17 protein-coding genes are annotated in these 18,178 nt (G+C 47.1%); 13 read left to right on the plus strand and 4 right to left on the minus strand.

From position 1 onward, the window contains the following. Window positions 1-296: 296 nt before the first annotated feature. The 9 genes from CKK33_RS01665 to CKK33_RS01705 all read left to right on the plus strand — a co-directional run bounded on the left by CKK33_RS01665 (window position 297) and on the right by CKK33_RS01705 (window position 11,964). Window positions 297-737 (plus strand): very short patch repair endonuclease, encoded by a 441-nt coding sequence (locus tag CKK33_RS01665; protein ID WP_095702435.1) that lies wholly within the window; start codon window positions 297-299, stop codon window positions 735-737. A 45-nt stretch (window positions 738-782) separates the two neighbouring features. Beyond that, window positions 783-2,192, plus strand: coding sequence for an ATP-binding protein (locus CKK33_RS01670; RefSeq protein WP_198952428.1), 1,410 nt, complete (start codon window positions 783-785; stop codon window positions 2,190-2,192). Next, on the plus strand, window positions 2,189-4,858 hold the full coding sequence (locus tag CKK33_RS01675) for a Z1 domain-containing protein (protein ID WP_198952429.1): 2,670 nt from the start codon (window positions 2,189-2,191) through the stop codon (window positions 4,856-4,858). Before CKK33_RS01670 ends, CKK33_RS01675 begins: the two co-directional genes overlap by 4 nt. Further along, the gene (locus CKK33_RS01680; RefSeq protein WP_158223372.1) at window positions 4,851-5,792 is read left to right on the plus strand and encodes a PD-(D/E)XK motif protein; all 942 of its coding nucleotides are present in this window, start codon (window positions 4,851-4,853) and stop codon (window positions 5,790-5,792) included. Before CKK33_RS01675 ends, CKK33_RS01680 begins: the two co-directional genes overlap by 8 nt. Before the next feature lies 1 nt (window position 5,793). Further along, a complete protein-coding gene (locus tag CKK33_RS01685; protein WP_095702438.1) occupies window positions 5,794-7,839 on the plus strand; it encodes an AIPR family protein in 2,046 nt (681 codons plus the stop codon). A 109-nt stretch (window positions 7,840-7,948) separates the two neighbouring features. Further along, window positions 7,949-9,079 carry a DNA cytosine methyltransferase gene (locus CKK33_RS01690; RefSeq protein WP_095702439.1) on the plus strand — a complete coding sequence of 377 codons (1,131 nt, stop codon included), beginning with the start codon at window positions 7,949-7,951 and terminating at the stop codon, window positions 9,077-9,079. Between the two features lie 3 nt (window positions 9,080-9,082). Then, a complete protein-coding gene (locus CKK33_RS01695) occupies window positions 9,083-10,750 on the plus strand; it encodes an ATP-binding protein (RefSeq protein ID WP_095702440.1) in 1,668 nt (555 codons plus the stop codon). Window positions 10,751-11,255: 505 nt separating this feature from the next. Beyond that, the gene (locus tag CKK33_RS19860) at window positions 11,256-11,501 is read left to right on the plus strand and encodes a helix-turn-helix domain-containing protein (protein WP_369803585.1); all 246 of its coding nucleotides are present in this window, start codon (window positions 11,256-11,258) and stop codon (window positions 11,499-11,501) included. Window positions 11,502-11,565: 64 nt separating this feature from the next. After that, on the plus strand, window positions 11,566-11,964 hold the full coding sequence (locus tag CKK33_RS01705) for a DUF1398 domain-containing protein (RefSeq protein ID WP_095702442.1): 399 nt from the start codon (window positions 11,566-11,568) through the stop codon (window positions 11,962-11,964). A 436-nt stretch (window positions 11,965-12,400) separates the two neighbouring features. On the opposite strand, the gene CKK33_RS01710 is transcribed toward CKK33_RS01705, so the two are convergent. From CKK33_RS01710 to CKK33_RS01730, 4 genes are all read right to left on the minus strand, one after another. Continuing rightward, a complete protein-coding gene (locus tag CKK33_RS01710) occupies window positions 12,401-12,622 on the minus strand; it encodes a hypothetical protein (RefSeq protein WP_095702443.1) in 222 nt (73 codons plus the stop codon). Beyond that, window positions 12,619-13,740: a S1/P1 nuclease gene (locus tag CKK33_RS01715; RefSeq protein WP_095702444.1), complete on the minus strand. Its 1,122-nt coding sequence runs from the start codon at window positions 13,738-13,740 to the stop codon at window positions 12,619-12,621. The genes CKK33_RS01710 and CKK33_RS01715 overlap by 4 nt, the downstream gene beginning before the upstream one ends. Before the next feature lie 248 nt (window positions 13,741-13,988). Beyond that, complete coding sequence (locus CKK33_RS01725; protein ID WP_095702446.1) at window positions 13,989-14,576, minus strand: alpha-ketoglutarate-dependent dioxygenase AlkB; 588 nt, start codon at window positions 14,574-14,576, stop codon at window positions 13,989-13,991. Continuing rightward, the gene (locus tag CKK33_RS01730) at window positions 14,536-14,904 is read right to left on the minus strand and encodes a hypothetical protein (RefSeq protein WP_095702447.1); all 369 of its coding nucleotides are present in this window, start codon (window positions 14,902-14,904) and stop codon (window positions 14,536-14,538) included. The genes CKK33_RS01725 and CKK33_RS01730 overlap by 41 nt, the downstream gene beginning before the upstream one ends. A gap of 132 nt (window positions 14,905-15,036) precedes the next feature. On the opposite strand from CKK33_RS01730, the gene CKK33_RS01735 reads away from it, so the two are divergent. From CKK33_RS01735 to CKK33_RS01750, 4 genes are read left to right on the plus strand one after another with little or no spacing between them, the layout of a single operon-like run. Further along, window positions 15,037-15,414, plus strand: coding sequence for a LexA family transcriptional regulator (locus tag CKK33_RS01735; RefSeq protein ID WP_143822882.1), 378 nt, complete (start codon window positions 15,037-15,039; stop codon window positions 15,412-15,414). Next, entirely contained in the window at window positions 15,398-16,651 is a 1,254-nt protein-coding gene (locus tag CKK33_RS01740; protein ID WP_095702449.1) for a Y-family DNA polymerase, read from the plus strand. The genes CKK33_RS01735 and CKK33_RS01740 overlap by 17 nt, the downstream gene beginning before the upstream one ends. 36 nt (window positions 16,652-16,687) lie before the next feature. Next, window positions 16,688-17,401 carry an SDR family NAD(P)-dependent oxidoreductase gene (locus CKK33_RS01745; protein ID WP_095702450.1) on the plus strand — a complete coding sequence of 238 codons (714 nt, stop codon included), beginning with the start codon at window positions 16,688-16,690 and terminating at the stop codon, window positions 17,399-17,401. 54 nt (window positions 17,402-17,455) lie between these two features. After that, entirely contained in the window at window positions 17,456-18,070 is a 615-nt protein-coding gene (locus CKK33_RS01750) for an SOS response-associated peptidase (RefSeq protein WP_095702451.1), read from the plus strand. The last annotated feature ends 108 nt before the right edge of the window (window positions 18,071-18,178 follow it).

Raw genomic sequence — 18,178 nt, forward strand, 5'->3', positions numbered from 1 at the left:
AAAATTACCAAACGTAAAATTGCCAATAATATGGATGCACAGGAAAGCAAATTATTACTCCTAAAGGCAGGCTTAAGACAAATTATTAAAAATCATAGTTTCCATGTTCTATAGATTTATAATAACCGATAATAAATAGTTATCTATTATTAGCAAACATGATTCTAATTACTATTTAATTAAATAAATTCGATGAAAACAGATTGTCGAAATATAATATGAGCGAAATTATAAGATAAATTATTGCCGCAGCTGAGCGTGTTTTATTCGAAATTTGCAGAAGACCAATTGATCAGATGGCTGATAACCACGATAAAGCGACAAGGAGCTACAATATGTCCCGGATACGGGCCAAAAACACGCGCCCCGAACTGCTGGTGAGAAAAGCAATATTCGCGAAGGGCTTTCGCTATCGGCTGCACGGTAAAGACCTGCCTGGAAAGCCGGACTTAGTGCTTTCAAAATATAAAACAGTCATTTTCATACATGGCTGCTTTTGGCACGGACATCATGGATGCCGGAAAGCAGTCATGCCGAAATCAAATACGGATTACTGGCAGCCTAAGATACTCAGGAACCAGTTGCGTGACGAGGAGCACATAGAAAAATTGAAAAAAGCAGGCTGGCGGATCATCGTACTTTGGGAGTGTGCGCTGCGCAAAAAAAATATCGATGCTGCAATTGCCGAAGTCGTTGCACAGCTATTAGAGAATCTGCCTCATAAAAATAATTTATAATGCAATAAAAATACTATTATTGCTTTTATAAACCTTATTTTGACCATGATCACGGCGGAAATTGTAGATCCGAATATTGCCAATTTCATCAACTCCCTTCGGGATATCGGCTATTCCTTCGAAGTAGCTGTCGCCGACCTGATTGACAACAGCATTGCCGCTAAGGCTGCAAATATTCATATTTATACTGTTATACACCCATTACCTGTATTTGCCATGCTCGACGACGGAGCCGGAATGGATGACCTGGAACTGGTCGAAGCCATGCGACTATCTTCCAAAAGCCCCCTGGATGCGCGGGATAAAAATGACTTGGGGCGCTTCGGCCTCGGACTTAAAACCGCCTCTTTTTCGCAATGCAGAAAACTGACCGTCCTGTCAAAAAAGAATAGGACAATTTCCGCGCGGCAATGGGACCTCGATTATATTTCAAAGGAGAATAAGTGGCTACTGATTACCCCTGAGGAGATAACATCACTGCCGCTTTACGATCGATTGGACGCCGCTGGCTCAGGAACACTGGTGTGCTGGCAGGTGATTGACCGGCTGGATAAAAATGGTCATGCCTATATGATCGACAAACTGCGAAAACATTTATCATTGGTATTTCATCGCTATCTCGAAGGCATCGACCGCAACAAAGCGCTAAAGATCGTCGTCAATGAAAATCCGGTTGCGCCTTTCAACCCCTTTAATACCTCAAATGCCTTTACGCAGGAACTTCCCCTTGAAAAAATCTGGCTTCACGGTTCGCTGATCAGAATACAGCCCTATATACTTCCGCACCATTCTAAGCTTACCCAGCAGGAATATAACCTGTATGCGACCGAAGACGGTTATATCAAGTCACAAGGTTTCTATCTTTACCGCCGCAATCGCATCCTAATCTACGGGACGTGGTGGGGCCTACATAAAGCACTCGATGCGCATAAGCTGGTACGTATTAAGATCGATATTGAAAATGACATTGACAGTCTTTGGGGTATTGACATCAAAAAATCGATTGCCCGTCCTTGTGACGAGATCAGGAATGATCTCAAGCGAGTGATCGACCAGGCAACCCAGCGCGGGGCCAGACCCTACACAGGCCGCGGTAAAAAGATCGAAGATAAAAAGATCATTCAGGTGTGGGATATTCTGCCCATCAATAACGAACTTCGATTTACGCTCAACAGCCAGCACCCGCTTTACCATGCTCTGAGCGATCTGCTTGACCCTCACGAAAAGGCGTTGCTGAACAGTTACCTGCGAAGCATTGAGGCCTATCTGCCACTCGACGCCATTCAATATAATCTTCAGGCGAACCCGCATGCAATCAGGCAGGAAGGAGCATTGAACGAAAAGGATCTTGCTGAACTGGCCGAACGCCTCCGGAATGCAAATTTCCCGGACGATTATATCACCGAACTTCTTAAAACTGAATTATTCATAAACCGACCGGAACTTTTATCATGATGGACAGCAAGAGCTACGAAGCGCTGCGCGATTTTATTTCAGCCAAGCTTAAAAAAGTTGAAGGCGCACTGCCTCGTACGAAGATCATCGAAGAAATCGAAAATACTTCTTCACTTATTCAGACAGTTACCCCTGAGATGTTCGGCAAACTGCTGTCACTGGACAATTTTGAAACGCCGGACGAATCAGACTGGCAAAAGCTTTCCCGTGACTTAGAGCTGCATTTTGATGTCCGCATGGAGCATGGCATCCTGATCCAGGGCGAGGAACAGCGGGAACGTGATACCAAATGGTGGACCAGTATCGCTAAGCAGCAGTCGAAAAACTATTACTGGAGCAGGCTTAGAAAATATCTGGAGGACAGCCTCCCGCCGGAAGTGATCAAAACTCTGGACGTTGATACCGATATTGTCATGAATAATATTGAAAACCCGTCTTTTTCGGCGTTTTCGCGTTACGGCATGGTCGTCGGACATGTGCAATCGGGCAAAACGGGTAATTTTTCCGCGCTGGTCTGCAAAGCCGCAGATGCCGGCTACAAATTTATCGTAGTGATCTCCGGCGATAAGAATAATCTTCGTACGCAGACGCAGGAGCGACTGAACGAGAGCTTCGTCGGCCAGACCAATGGGGTTCAGGTCGGTGCCGGAAAAGGAAACAGCGATAAAGAACTGCTGCCAATCAGTCTTACCACGATCGAGCGGGATTTCAATAAAGCGGACGCGGATAAATCTTCCCAGGGTCTGAATTTTGATAATGTCAGGGTTCCTATCCTGCTGGTGATCAAAAAAAACACCAGCACGCTCACCAATGTAATCGAATGGCTGCAGCGGCAGTATGTCAATAAAGTGCGGAATCACGCCATGCTGGTTATTGACGATGAGTCAGATTACGCTTCTATCAATACCAAAGAGAGCGATGATCCAACAGCCATCAACAAAAAGCTGCGCACACTGCTCGGACTTTTCCATAAAAGTGCCTATGTAGCCTATACGGCAACGCCATTTGCCAATATTTTTATCGATCACCAGATCGAAACTGAAGAATTGGGACGAGATCTCTTCCCGAAAGACTTTATTTATGCGCTCGACGCGCCGACGAATTATTTCGGGGCGCGGAGGATATTCCTGGATGGCGGCAGAAAACACCTCGTGCCGATAAGTGACTGGGACGGTGACTTGCCGCTTAAGCATAAAAGCGACCTGAAGCCTGCAAAGCTGCCTACCAGCCTGCTTCATGCCATCAGGTGCTTTACCTTGGTTACCTCCATCAGAAACCTTCGCGGCCAGGCCAGTAAGCATAACAGCATGCTTATCCACGCGACCCGTTTCACCGACGTTCATAAAGGCCTGAGCAAGCTGGCCGAAGATTACCTGGATCAGCTTAAGGATGCCGTGGTTTCCTACGGAAAGCTTCCGGATGCTGAACATCAGAGCGAATATGTCGCCGCGATCAAGGCAAGTTTTGAGGCCTGCTTCGCTGAAACGGAATTTAAATGGCCGGAAGTCATAGGGAGGCTGGCGGATATTATTCCGGGAATTGTAGTTAGAGAGGTTCATCAGAAGACAGCCGTGCCGTTGGAATATCGCAAGGATATGCCGACGAATGCGATCGTAGTAGGCGGTACCAGTCTGGCAAGAGGGTTTACACTTGAAGGGCTGAGTATCAGTTATTTCATTAGGAATACGATTTTCTATGATACGCTGCTGCAGATGGGGCGCTGGTTCGGCTACCGTACCGGCTACGAAGACCTTTGCCGCATATTCATGCCGGGAGACCGGATCGCGGACTTTGCGGAGATCATCCGCAGTACCGAAGAACTGTTCGATGACTTTAAAGTGATGGCGGAAAATAACATGACTCCGAGCGATTTCGGGCTCGCAGTTAAGGAAAATCCTGACAGCCTACTACAAGTCACCGCACGCAATAAACTAAAGTCAGCCAAAGAGATCAATCATTCAATGCGTCTGGAAGGCAGATTGAAAGAGACGAGTTACCTGCGAAGCGACGAAAAGGATGTTTCGGACAATTTAAATGCTGTTCGGGCACTGCTCGACAGTCTGCCTGCGCCGTCCAAAACGCCGGACGAGACCAGCGGCTATTTGTGGCGCTCGGTTGACCGCAGTCTAATCAGAAAGTTCCTCGGCGCGTATAAAGTATATGGAAACGACCGGCTGGGACTTACGTCGAGAATGCCGATCGCATTTATTGAAAAATACGCCGAAGACAATCCTGCATCCTGGGATGTAGCCCTGCACAGCGGTTTCGGAGATCCTTTTACTTACAAGGATCTGCGCATTAAAAAGGAGCGCCGGATGTTTAATAAACAAAGCGGTTTCCTGGAATTGCAGAATCGTCAGGTATCATCCGGAACTGCTGAATCTATCGCTATTGAAGACGAAGACCTGAGGAAAGAACTATCGCGAAGCAGAGGTAAGACGAGGGAACATCTTCGCTGTCCGTTGCTGATGCTGCATATTCTGCAGGAAAGCCTGGACGATGACGGGAAAGAAAAAGAGAATGCTCTGCAGGAAATAGCCGCTTTCGGCGTTAGTTTCCCCGGTAATGCAGCGAGCAAATCAGAAACGATCACGCTTCGCATCAATACCGTCTATTATCAAAACATCCTGCGGGAGCTTGAGGAAAGCGAGGAATCAGATGACTGACCAGGTTACACCGCCGTGGCTATCGATGCATTCTGACTCGCAGCGGCGGGTTGCCGGTGTGCGCCATGATATTTTCTGGATTAAGGATTACCAGGGCAAGTATGGCCTGATGCTGCGATTTTCCGCTGACCAACATGGCTTCGCGGAAAAAATCAGGCTTAGGGGATTAACGCTTGTTGAGCATTTAGCCGACACAGCGCTGGAGCTGTACTTGATCCTTAATGACTCAAATGACGGCGAATTGTTTACGGCACTTTGCGGCGATCTGATCAGCGCATCGGCGGTGGCAGTGTTACCTGGCCAGCTGGCCGGGATCATCATCGGCCGTTTAAAGCAATGGCAGCGGTTCCTTAGCGAAAGCTCCGCAGTGACTATGACCGAGCAGCTACAGATGGGGCTGTTTTCAGAACTGCTTGTGCTGTGTCGGGAACTTGCGCCCAGAATCGGGATAAAGAATGCACTGAAAAGCTGGACCGGGCCAGATTTTGATAAAAAAGATTTTTCAGCCGCAAACTCCTTTATAGAGGTCAAGTCGGTGATCTCAAGCAAGGCGCCGTTCGCGGTCATATCATCCATTCACCAGCTTGATACAGCAACGAAGCCATTGTACCTCGCTGTATGCAACCTTACCAAAAGTGACAGCGGGGCAAGCCTTCAGGATATGGTTTCGGCTGTCCGGGACTTGATCGGTAGCGATACGGCTTTGCTCGATCAACTGAATAACCAAACCGCAGCTTATGGTTATACGGAAGGAATTACCCAGCCACCGTTTTTTAAATGGCTAACGGACATGCTTTCTGTCTATCATGTTAGAGAAGATTTTCCGAAAATAACATCAGCCGCGATCTCTCCGGAGATCATCGATGCCAGTTACCGCATCGACCTATCGCTTTGCGGCAGATTTTTAGCAGAATTTAACGAAATTGATATTTGATATGTCTGATTTAGCTGAATTTCACGAAGACATTCTGCAGTCTATTCTCGCTGATTCGGAAAGCCGCGGGCTTTTAAAAGCCCAGTCTTTTTTTGAAATGGTTTGTGAAGACCTGATCACCGCCGGTGACTTAACCAGCAATTATGCCCCTGCAGATTATTCAAAAAAAGGAATGGAGGTCTCCGGTTTCGACTATGACGAAGAGCGGAAGATACTAACCCTGCTGAACTATCATTTTTTTCAGGATAACAGCATTCAGACGCTGACCAAAGGAGCAATAGATACGAAGCTTTCCCGTCTTCGCGCCTTTTATCAGAAATCCACGGAGGGGCTTTTTAAAAATATTGAGGAGACTTCAGAGGCCTACGCGATGGCATTCAGTATTTACAAGTACGCCGAACGCGGCCAGATACAGCGGGTGCGCTTAATGGTGCTTACAGACGGCAAAGCAACCAGAAACCTTATCGATCTGCCCTCAGAAACGATCGGCGGCATCCAGTTTGATTACCGAGTGATCGATCTGGAATATCTGCACAAAATTTATGAATCAGAATCGGGATCTTCTGTTTTTGAGGTAAGCGTTAATTTGCCTTGTCTGAAGGTGAATGATAAGCGCCACGCCTATCAGTCCTATCTGACCGTTATAGACGGCGACACGCTTGTCCGCATTTATGAAGATTTCGGCCAGAAGCTTTTTGAGCAGAACGTCAGAACCTTTCTTCAATTTAAAGGCAATGTTAACAAAGGTCTCCGTAATACCATCGAATATAAACCGGATATGTTTTTCGCCTATAACAACGGTATTACTGCTACAGCGGCGGCGGTGGAGCTTGACGAGAAAACCGGTAACCTGAAAAAGCTTTGGAATTTCCAGATCGTTAACGGCGGGCAGACAACTTCCGCGATTTATGCGGCCAATAAAAATTCCAGCCTGAGCGTCAGCGATATTGCCGTACAGATGAAGTTATCGGTTGTTAGGGATCAGGATCACCAGGACGACTTCATCTCCAAAGTTGCAGAATACGCAAACACGCAGAATAAGATCAATAACTCGGATTTTTTCTCGAACAGCCCTTTTCATAAGGATATGAAGGAATATTCCGCGCGTATCTATGCGCCTGCAATTGGGGGCTCGCAGCGGCGGACGCATTGGTTTTATGAAAGGGTCCGGGGTGAATATCTGAACAGCCAGGCTTATCTAAAAGCCGATCAGAAAAGGAAATTCCTGCTGGAAAACCCCAAAACGCAGGTTATTGATAAAACACTGCTGTCCAAAACAGAAAATCTATGGCTTCAGCGGCCGGATGTCGTTTCAAAGGGTGCGCAGGAAAGTTTTAAGAAGTTTGCCGAATACATTACAGGGCTGCTGGAAAAAGATAATTTAGCGATCAACGAATCGTTCTTCCGCGATGCGATCTCACGTGTAATACTGTTTCGGACCACTGAACGAATTATTACCAAGGCTGATTGGTATGATGGCGGCTTTCGGGCACAGACTGTAGCTTATTCGATAGCATACTTATCCGCAGTTGTAGAGTCCACAGGAATGTTTTTGAATTTTGACCTTGTATGGGAGCAACAGGAACTTCCCAATGCATTGGTGTCGATGCTGGAAATGATCACCGCAGAGGTTTATCAAACCATTACTCATCCGCCAACCGGCTATGCTAATATCACGCAATGGACGAAGAATCCAGGCTGCTGGGAAAGAGTAAAACAGATCGATATCGAATTCCCTGAACTAGATGCATCACTGTTTGTCGACCGCCAGGAGAATAAGTACAAAGCCAAAGAAAGCAAGGAGGTTAAAGCATTGGATCAGGGTATTGACCGACAGATTTTTGTGATTGAAAAGCCCGGTGAAACGTGGCAGCAACTGCTTGCATTTTATCGCGGGCGGAAAGGCGAGCGGGTTTTAAGCGGGATGCAGCTCGACATTTTGGAAAAAATGGCGGACAGCAAAATAAGTTATCCGTCCGAAAAACAGTCCAAGATTTTGTTTCAGATTTATCAGGACGCTGAAAAGGATGGATTTGAAATAGCTTGACAATGCTAATTTTTTTAGTAAATTTGACCCGCTGGCAAAAAACTTGCGGTAATATTATATTTGGAAAATATTAAATAAATCTTATCAACGATTTTTAACCAGGCACAAAGTGAAAGCAGCAGCAAAAAAAGAAAGAATAGGGGTTGACATTTTCAGCGGAGCCGGCGGATTAAGCTGGGGCGCTGAGAACGCCGGCATCCGTATCGGGCTTGCGGTTGAAAAGGATACTTCGGCGGCAAAAACCTTCAGTACTAACCATCCGGGCGTACCTATTTTATGTCAGGATATCACCGAGATAAGTCCAAAAGAGTACGTAGGAAGTGCGCCATTCATTGTCTTTGGCGGCCCGCCTTGTCAGGGCTTCAGTACCTCAAATACCAAAACCAGAACAGAGGATAATCAGAATAATAAATTATTCTATCAATTCGTCCGCTTTGTAAAAGAGCTGCAGCCGGAATGGTTCCTGTTTGAGAACGTAGAAGGGATTACGACATTCGGCGAAGGCGAGACGGTCCGAATCATTAAAGCCTGCTTTGCTGAGATAGGTTATGAGACCGAAGAAAAGGTACTTTACGCTTCAGATTACGGCGTTCCTCAGCACCGAAATAGATTTTTCATGGTGGGCAACCGTGTCGGTAAACAATTTACTTTTCCCGAAAAATTTCATTACCGCGTGAGTGTTGAAGACGCGATCGCTGATCTTCCGGAGCTGGTGAATGGCGAAAAGAAAGATGAACTTCCTTACAAAAAGGATTTGAATGCGGTGAGCACCTACGCGGCAGCTATGCGCCGGCAATCAGCAACAGCCAAGCAGAATCTTGTTTCTCGAAACGAGGACTACGTTATTGAACGCTATAAACATATCAAACAAGGGCAAAACTGGAAAGCGATACCCGCTGAATTGATGACCAATTACGCCAACACAAACAATTGCCATAGTGGCATTTATAAACGGCTTAATGCAGCACTCCCCTCTGTCGTAATCTCCAACTACAGAAAAAATATGTTGATACATCCGCATCAAGATCGCGGCCTTTCTGTACGTGAGGCAGCGCGGCTGCAAAGCTTCCCTGACCACTTTGTTTTTGAAGGTTCATTGATGCATATTCAGCAGCAGATCGGAAATGCGGTGCCGCCGCTTCTGGCTGAAGCGATATTCAGACAGATTCTGATATGTGATGAAGACTCGGAAGGAAGTCCCGCAAAAACCGATGCTGTTAAACAGTTAATATCTGCGTAAGCTATGCCCGGAAAAAAGCAGCCTGCACTTTTCGAAGATCGCTTTATCGAGTCATTTGTCGGTAGTTCGATATACAGTGACCAGCGTACAGCGATCATTGAACTGATCGCTAATGCCTGGGATGCGGGTGCAACCGAGGTACAGGTTAGCTGGCCGAAGAATATCGGTGATGTGCTTTCCGTGCGGGATAACGGCCATGGGATGACGGAAATTCAGTTTATGAAACGCTTCCGTACTCTCGCTTATGACCGAATCAAAGAACAGACTGGTTTTGCTGAAATTCCTGCCGATCACGCCCAGCTGATCGGAAAACGGCCAGCTTTCGGAAGGAACGGAAAAGGCAGGCTCGGCTCATTTGCTTTCGGCGATCCATTTTTCGTTACGACAAGTAGAGATGGTTTCCGAAATCAATTCCAGATCAATAAGGACCAAACAACAGTATTAGCATTTCAAAAAGTAGGAGAATCTGAAGTAACGGACTTTCACGGCACGGAAATCAGTGTCACCTGCCAAAGCCGGATCTCACTTTCAGAGGACGATGCGCGCAAAGAAATAGGGATGCGCTTTCTGACAGACCCGCATTTTGAGGTGTCACTCAACGGGCAGAAAATCACCTTTGCTGATATCCCCGAAGATCACATGGACGTTATTGATGCGGAGGTCCCCGGTATCGGTACATTTTCGATCCGTGTGATTGATATTCAGGCCGCAGATAAAAACACCCAGCAACACGGCATTGCCTGGCATGTAAAAAACAGAATGGTGGGCGAATGCACTTGGAAGGGTAGCGGAAGCGAACATCTGATCGATGGCAGGAGTTCAGCGGCTAAACGGTATATTTTTATCGTTAATGCCGATCTGCTTGAACAAGCTGTCACGCCGGATTGGAATTCATTCTATCCGACCGATCCGGCCTATAAAAAATCCCTCTCTGGTATTCATAAAGCTATCAGGCAGCACCTGCTGTCTTTGACCAAAGGCCAGCGGGAAGACGCTTTTGCAGAGATCGAGAACGCGGCACGGCCTCAGCTAAAAAAGCTAGGGCTTGTTAAAAGGGAGAAATGGGAGAATTTTATCAAAAGCGTTCAGGAAGAATGTCCGTCTATTGCGCAGGATGACCTTCAGCGTTTAAGCATTCTGCTTGCGACATTAGAAAGTTCGGAATCGAAATATGGTTTGATCGAACTTTTAGCAGCGTCTACTGCGGGACAGCTTGATGACCTGCACGGGTTACTGCAACGCTGGGATGTCGATTTTGCCAAAATTGTTTTGGATGAAATTGAATATCGGACAACACTGCTTGAACGCCTGCAGTCTAAAGTGCTAAGCAGGGCAACGGATGAGGTGCAGGAACTACAGCCACTGTTTCATAGGGGTCTGTGGATATTCGGGCCGGAATATGAGACTATACAATTCACCTCCAACAAAGGCATGACGGCGGTTGTGCAGTCTCTTTTCAAAGACCAGCAGGGTTCCGGCTCCCGGGACAGACCTGACTTTGCTATTCTCCCGGACAGTACCGTGGGGTTATACAGCCTTCCGAAATTCAGTGATGATGATGGAGCGGAGATCGGCATAAGCAGACTGACGATCATTGAGCTTAAGAAACCGGAAATCCCTATAGGTGCTGAGCAAAAAAATCAGGCCTGGAAGTATGTGTGGAGATTCTGATGAANTAACATACACTTATGTGCGACATTTGGCAATATCGCGCGCTGAAATTGCTAATGTTTACACCGTATTGCCTGATACTTCGTTGGTAGTTGGATTTCAGTTCAGTGGGCGCATTAGTCATCTTATTGAAAATACGGAACGATCACTCGATGTAAGCGGCGTTACCGGGCTACTGGATCAGTACCGCGTTTTCAAAAATTCAGTGGGTACAGGTAGCATTTTGATCTTCTTTACAGAAACAGGGGCCGCTGCTTTTCTTGCAACACCGCTGCATGAGCTATTTGGACAAAGCCTCTCTTTAGAACATTTTTTCAACCGCGATGATATAGACGAGACCCGTGAAAAGCTTGAAGCTGCCCGAACCGACAACGAACGACTCAAAGTCGTCGAAACTATCCTGCTTCGGCAATTAAAAGAGTTGAAAGCTGACCAAATGGTCGCAGGAGCACTTTATCATATTTATCAATCAAAAGGCACCATCCGTATAGCGAAACTTGCTGAAATGTTGAATATTAGTCAAAGTCCTTTAGAAAAGCGCTTTCGTGCACTGGTAGGTGCTTCATCTAAAAAGTTTGCCGGGATAGTAAGGGCACGACATGTGTTAAATGCGCTGAACAAAAATGACCAGGACACAGCGGACTATCTCTCGGCTTTTTATGATCAGGCACATTTTATCAAAGACTTCAAAAAATTCAGTTCGATGACGCCGGAACATTACCTGAAAATGCTTCGTCAAAGGCAGAAATAAACGATTTTTTACAATACCCGTCGCGTTACTCCAGCTAATTTTAGTAATTAAAAAGGAGAACATCATGTTTACGTTACAACAAATGAAGGCAGCTCATGCCAAAGTAAAAAGCGGAGCGGATTTTCCGCGTTATATTCAGGAAATCAAAGCGCTGGGATTAAAAAAATACACCTATAGCGTCAGTGATGGTGCAATCACCTATTACGGTAAAAACGGATACCATGTGCCTGCGCCAGCCATTTATGAACTCAAATCCATCAACTCAGATGCTTCTCCGGAGCAGCTACGGCATGTTATTGCGATTCATCAGCAAGGCCAAACTGATTTTCCTACCTTTTGCCAACAAGCTGCTATGGCAGGTGTTAAACAGTGGGTGATCGATACCGACCGTATGCTTTGTATATATGAAGACAGCAATGGTAGAGAACTGGTATCGGAACCTATACCCGACGCTGGTTACTAATCAACTGTACAAGTTCGCTCACATACAGCCGCGACAAAGCGTGCACCGCACAAAATTTTACATGTTTGTTGCGGCTGTTTTCTATAAAAGCTTAGACTAGCTAAAATTGCCTAATCTTAAAAAATAAGTTTCCTCTGCGTTCTTGTAGAACAAGCCTGGGTGCTATCTATATAGTTGGGCAACTTAGGTTACAGACTATTATTTCTAAAACCTTATCCGTCCTTTTAATATTGGTTACCTGTTTTCATCATATAGAATTGATTAAACTTCAACCTTACGCAACAATCTGCGAGATCGATCACACTACTTAAATCATCAGTTTTATCCAAGTCGCTGTTAAGAACAACTGCATGGTAATCAATTTCAAATCTTGGCCCATTGAGGTACTTGTAAAAGAATTGCTTTTCGCATATTATGGTCGGTGATTAGATTCAGATCACAATCGCTTCAACTTATCCGCAACTGCTTTCAATAAACCTGGATCGGCATCACCGCTCCCCAGCACCCGGTAGGTTCCCTCTTCGTCGGGCTCAAAAATATAATTATGGTCATCAATAGAAACCGCGATACGGTAGGTATACCCATAGCGTTGAAAAGCCGCCGGAAACTCCAGCGGCTTGTTCTGATAAGTCACCTCTAAAACAAACGGTTCGTTCATTGTACTTTGATCTGATTGGGATTTGTGACGATGATCTCGGGTTTACCTTTGTAATCGATCACCTCACCGGTCACGGTGATCGTTTTCCCTTCGAGTTGGTTACCCAACGACCTGGCTTCACCCTTGAAAGCCAGTGTGAGCAATTGATGCGGATAAGCTGCACCCAGGTTCACCAACACCATACTGCCGATGTCTTTGGCACTGTAAGCTTTGGCGGTTGTATAAATGGTCTTGCCAGTAAAATTGGCGACATCCTTAATATCCACCGGTCCCTGCGCAATGCCCTTGGTCGCGTTGTTTTCCGGCGGATCCGTTAAATTACCTGTTTTCGCCGGAGCGGGCGGCTGGGCGTTGGCAAATAGCTTGTTCAGTTCCCCTGCCAGGCGGATCCCCGCCTGGTCGATCCGTTTGCGGATCACCGGGATATATTTCTGGTAATAGGCTTCATTAATGGTCTGACCTGGTTGGATGCCGGCATATAACGCACTACTGATTTGGTAGCTTTCCCAGATCCATTCCATCGGGCTGTCGCTTTGCCATTTTTTGATCTCTGCCGGTGTAGCCTGATCATAAGTCCGGGCAATATCTTCCTGCGATAAGCCCTCGTGATCGATCAGTTTACTGTCCCACAGGCTGTGCAGGTTGGTCCCTTTATCATCAAACCTTAACTGGATCGTATTACCGCCTTTATCTTCTTTCCTGCTGACATGCATAGGCTGATGTGCATCGCCTACCAGATGGATCAGGTATTTCAGCGCTTCGTTCTTCTGATCGGCGCTCAGGCTCTGATCCTTCAACTGTGCCTCTGTCTTGATAATAGCGCTATACACATTGCCGTCACTTTCCGATACGAACTTCACAAATTGCTCGTGGTTCAAACCCAGCGGCAGATTCAGGAAGTGCCATGGAGCTGTTTGCCGGTTGCGGTTTTCATCTGCCCAGGTGCTGACATCCGCCATACTTTGACCTTGCAGGTAAGCCGATACGACATAAGCCGTATTGCTGGTCAGGTGTTTTTGTGCTATGGTCGCTACCGCACGGTGGCCTTTGAACCCCCAGGAAATCAGGATAAAAGCGCTGCAAAGGGCCAGCGTGCCCCATAAAGTTTTTTTCATCATATCAATTTAATCTGTGCCAGATAGGGCGTTAACAAATCACGGGAACTAAACGCGCGAAACCGCAGGATCTTATTCGCGACCGGATCATAGTATACTTCCACATAAAAGCAGCTCACACTATATAACTGTACCTTTAAATCATTCTCCTCCCGGTCCGCCAGGAAGGTGCCTGACCAGACCGCATCCGCCTTTTCATCCTCCGGTAAAACGTTAAAATCATACAAGGTAAGCATGCTCAAAGATAATGATCAGATCACTAAACGGAAGGTCAGGTTGATCCTGGGTTTCATGGGACGCGTTGATTTGGCAATGCGGTGCTCCCAATCTTCCTGTAATCCTTTCTTCATCAATAAAAATGAGCCATGTTCCAGCCTGACCGAATAATGCTCGGCATGTTCTTTTTTCCGGCGGATATCGAAACTGCGCACCTGTCCGAAGCTGACCGAGGCAATGACCGGCTGACTCCCCATGATACTTTCCTTATCGCTGTGCCAGGCTACTGAATCGTTACCGTCACGGTAATAATTGAGCAGTACGCTGTTAAACCGGATGCCAGCCAAAGGCTCTACCAATTCCCGGATCAGTTGCAGTTCCGGCGTCCAGGGCAAGGTGCCTGTGATACGCTCTGTATCACCGTACCAGCAGATCAGGCGTGGTGTCAGGTATTCCTTCTCCCATAGTTTTTGCTTCGTCTGCTTCCAGGGGGTGGCAGCGATGAAGTGCGCCAGCATCCGGTCACTTTCCGCTGCGCTGATTAAACCGGGGCGATAGTCCAGCAAGTGGCCGGGTAAGTCCTTACTTTGTCCCGCTTCCGCGAACAATGCCAGTTGTTCCATAAGTTTCCTCCATCATTACTTTGCCGAATAACCGCTTGCCTTCTATGGGAAACAGTAAAGAGCTGCGTGGTATCTCCTTGACGTACCATTCCGTATCCAGTAAACTGGCGAAAAAGAAATCCACTGCTTTCTTCAAAGCATCCACATCCCGGCATTCATCGGTCACTTCAAACACATAAGTCTTCACCGGAACAAAGCCACCCTGGACCCGGTAAAGGTGTCCCAGTAAAAAGGGTTTCTCCACGTTGATTGTACCGCTATATACCCGGATCTGTACCTCGCCACTGATTACTGTTTCCTCGCCTCGTTGAATGACCTCGTATCCCATACTGACAAATTTATGCTAAAAAAATTAGCAAATTCAAATCTGATCTGATAATTTTGTTGTCCTGAAAAAGAAGGGATGCTGCGATTAAGGAAACATAGAGCCAAAAGGGACGTGCTGGGATTCCGGCTACCCATGCTGACCCATGAGGAACCGGAACTGGATATTTCCGAGATCATCGTGATGGATCCGGATAATACGTTTTACATGAAAATGGGCAGTTCTGCGATGACCGATTACCATATTCTACCCAATCACATCCTGGTCATCGACCGTACCCTGCAGCCGGTAACCGGTAGTATCGTTGTTTTCTATCACGAAGGGGATTTTTATACCAGGGAATACTGTCCCCAGGCCAAACGGCTCGTGCTGAAAGCGAATACACCGGCGGAGACGATCACCATTGAAAACAGTGAAAGCTGGACCTGCTGGGGCGTCGTTATGCTCACGTTGAATCCCGTTCTGCAACCGCAACATCAAACAGGGAGGTACAGCCGTGTTTGCGCATGTTGATATCAATAACTGTTATGTCAGCTGCGAGCGGTTGTTTAATCCGTCACTGGAAGGTCGCGTGGTCGTGGTCTTGTCCAATAACGATGGCTGCGTGATCGCCCGGAGTAATGAAGCCAAGGCCATCGGCATCAAAATGGCGGATGCAGAGTTTATGGTCCGACAGAATCTGAAAAAAAATAATGCCGTCATCTTCAGCAGCAATTATCCCTTATATGCCGACATGAGCGCCCGGCTCATGAATAACCTGGCACGTTATACGTATACACTCATGGTTTACAGTATTGATGAGGCCTTTATGGCGCTGGGGGATATCCGGGGGATAGACCTGGAGCAACATACGGGGACGATCAGCAGGAACGTGATGCAGCACACAGGACTACCGATCACGGTCGGCGTCGGTCCAACGATGGCCTTAGCCAAACTGGCTAATAAAGCCGCCAAAAAGCAAAAGCGTCCATATTTGGTGCTGGACACCACAGAAAAGATCAGTGAAACACTCCTGGATTTCCCTATTGAGGATGTTTGGGGTGTGGGTTTGCAGTATTATCACAAGCTGACGGAATGCGGTGTGAAGACCGCCCAGGACTTCCGTGCCTTGCAGCCCGACTTTGTACGGCAGGAAATGACGGTACAGGGTTGGCGCCTGCACCAGGAATTATGGGGTAAGCCTTGTAATGTGATAAAAGATGTCGCGGAACGCTCCAAAGGTATCGAAAGCAGCCAAAGCTTTAGCAGCTATCAGACAGCACTGGAACCTATCGAAGAAGCTGCGGCCATGCATGCCGCCACTGTTGCGTTAAAATTGCGCCAGCAGAAAAGCATGGCGATGACGTTAACGATCTACCTGCGCACCAACAAACATAATGTCAAGCATGACCAGCATTATCCGAGTATTACTGTCAAAATTCCCTTTGCGGCCAACAGTACACACCAACTGACCCGCATAGCGGTGCAGGCCATACGTGCCATTTTCCAGCCTGGTTATAATTACATGAAAACCGGTATCAGGGCAACCGGTATTATACCGGAGGGAGAAATTCAGTATAATTTGTTTGCCGGGTACGAGCATAGCCGGGAACAACAGCTTGCCGGGCTGATGGATCAGTTGAATGACCGTTATGGCCGTGGTACGTTGCGCCTGGCCGCAGACAGCTTTGAGCGAAAATGGGCGATGAAGCAGGAATTCCTGAGCAAGCAATATACCACCGATTGGAAAGATTTAGTGATCACCCGGTAGCACCAAACAAAATTCACCTCCGAACATTAAACAAACATGGCAAAGATTTTCATTACCGGTTCCGCCGATGGATTAGGTTTGTTGGCCGCAAAAAGTTTGATTGAACAGGGGCATCAGGTGGTGCTGCATGCAAGGAATAGTCAACGTGCGGACGAGGCCTTGAGGCATATACCCGTCGCAAAAAATATCCTGATCGGTGACCTGGCTGACGCCGACCAGACTAAAGCCTTAGCTGACCAGGCCAACACCTTGGGGACTTTTGATGCCGTTATCCATAATGCCGGTGTTTACCAGGCCGGTCACCAGGCCTTGCTCCAGGTCAATGTTGTAGCGCCTTACCTGCTTACCGCGATGATGCATCGTCCGGAAAGACTCATTTATCTGAGCTCGGGTATGCATTTATCAGGCCATCCTGAATGGACCACGTCACCGTCGTATGCCGACACCAAACTACAGGTGTTGATGCTGGCTAAAGCCATATTTCGCAGGTGGCCGGATGTCTATGCCAATGCCGTTGATCCGGGTTGGGTACCGACCAAAATGGGCGGCGCCGGAGCACCGGATGACCTCGACCAAGGTTACCAGACCCAAACATGGCTGGCGACAAGCCATGACCCAACTGCGATGGTCAGCGGTCGCTACTTTCATCACCTGCATCAGACCCGTTGCCACAAGTCCGCTGATGACCTGGCTTTACAAGATGACTTATTGCTCAACCTCGAACGGTTCACCGGTGCTAAACTTTTGTAAAACGAGAATTTATTAATTACTAAAATAATTAGCATTTTTGTTCGTTTAAAGATTATGTGCGGACACGTAGAAGTAGGCGAACAGAAAGATTTGAAGATCATCAAGCGCGATGGCAGCGCTTACCAGGCAAGAAGCAATACAGCAGGTAATCCCGGAAGCGTGCTGCCGGTGGTCACAGACGCCATACCTGACAAAGTGCAGCAGTTTCGCTGGGGACTGTTGACGGCTGATGATGATAACATCCACAGCAAAAATAAACATGCCAGGGTCGAGTCCCTTTTCACTGTGGGTTTATGGCGGGAAAGAGTGGGGCGTAAACATTGCGTGATCCGCATTCAGGCTTACTTCGAGTACAACAAAGCGAATGGGATCACCTACAAGTTCGAGCGCAATGATGGCAAGCCTTTTTACATCGCAGGCTTGTGGGAGCATTGGCTGGACATCAAAACCAATGTATTGCTGCCCACATTTGTCATGATCACGGTACCGCCTAACCGGGCAGTAGCCGAGGTCCATGACCGCATGCCCGCAATCTTGGAAAGGGGAAATATCAAGCACTGGATCCATCCGCATTTGAGCGGCCCTGACCGGGTCAGTTTTTTACGTAATCACCCATGTCAGGCGGAAGCCTTAAAGATTACGGTACATCGCGATTCCCAATCATCATAATACATTCGTTAAACTACGCAAATACCCAATTAGAGTGTTTATTAACCTATGCAGATTTTCGTTTAGGGGTATATGCGTACCTCATAATCGTTCAAAATTAAAGGTCGT

The organism is Mucilaginibacter sp. MD40 (assembly GCF_002288635.1).
Classification (GTDB): Bacteria; Bacteroidota; Bacteroidia; order Sphingobacteriales; family Sphingobacteriaceae; genus Mucilaginibacter.

Bases quoted from the DNA above. Each gene is read 5' to 3' on its own strand.
- CKK33_RS01750 (WP_095702451.1), top strand. From the start codon at position 17,456: ATGTGCGGACACGTAGAAGTAGGCGAACAGAAAGATTTGAAGATCATC.
- CKK33_RS01695 (WP_095702440.1), top strand. From the start codon at position 9,083: ATGCCCGGAAAAAAGCAGCCTGCACTTTTCGAAGATCGCTTTATCGAG.
- CKK33_RS01705 (WP_095702442.1), top strand. From the start codon at position 11,566: ATGTTTACGTTACAACAAATGAAGGCAGCTCATGCCAAAGTAAAAAGC.
- CKK33_RS19860 (WP_369803585.1), top strand. From the start codon at position 11,256: ATGTTGAATATTAGTCAAAGTCCTTTAGAAAAGCGCTTTCGTGCACTG.
- CKK33_RS01685 (WP_095702438.1), top strand. From the start codon at position 5,794: ATGTCTGATTTAGCTGAATTTCACGAAGACATTCTGCAGTCTATTCTC.
- CKK33_RS01715 (WP_095702444.1), bottom strand. From the start codon at position 13,740: ATGATGAAAAAAACTTTATGGGGCACGCTGGCCCTTTGCAGCGCTTTT.
- CKK33_RS01730 (WP_095702447.1), bottom strand. From the start codon at position 14,904: ATGGGATACGAGGTCATTCAACGAGGCGAGGAAACAGTAATCAGTGGC.
- CKK33_RS01725 (WP_095702446.1), bottom strand. From the start codon at position 14,576: ATGGAACAACTGGCATTGTTCGCGGAAGCGGGACAAAGTAAGGACTTA.
- CKK33_RS01670 (WP_198952428.1), top strand. From the start codon at position 783: ATGATCACGGCGGAAATTGTAGATCCGAATATTGCCAATTTCATCAAC.
- CKK33_RS01665 (WP_095702435.1), top strand. From the start codon at position 297: ATGGCTGATAACCACGATAAAGCGACAAGGAGCTACAATATGTCCCGG.
- CKK33_RS01710 (WP_095702443.1), bottom strand. From the start codon at position 12,622: ATGAACGAACCGTTTGTTTTAGAGGTGACTTATCAGAACAAGCCGCTG.
- CKK33_RS01735 (WP_143822882.1), top strand. From the start codon at position 15,037: ATGCTGACCCATGAGGAACCGGAACTGGATATTTCCGAGATCATCGTG.
- CKK33_RS01675 (WP_198952429.1), top strand. From the start codon at position 2,189: ATGATGGACAGCAAGAGCTACGAAGCGCTGCGCGATTTTATTTCAGCC.
- CKK33_RS01745 (WP_095702450.1), top strand. From the start codon at position 16,688: ATGGCAAAGATTTTCATTACCGGTTCCGCCGATGGATTAGGTTTGTTG.
- CKK33_RS01680 (WP_158223372.1), top strand. From the start codon at position 4,851: ATGACTGACCAGGTTACACCGCCGTGGCTATCGATGCATTCTGACTCG.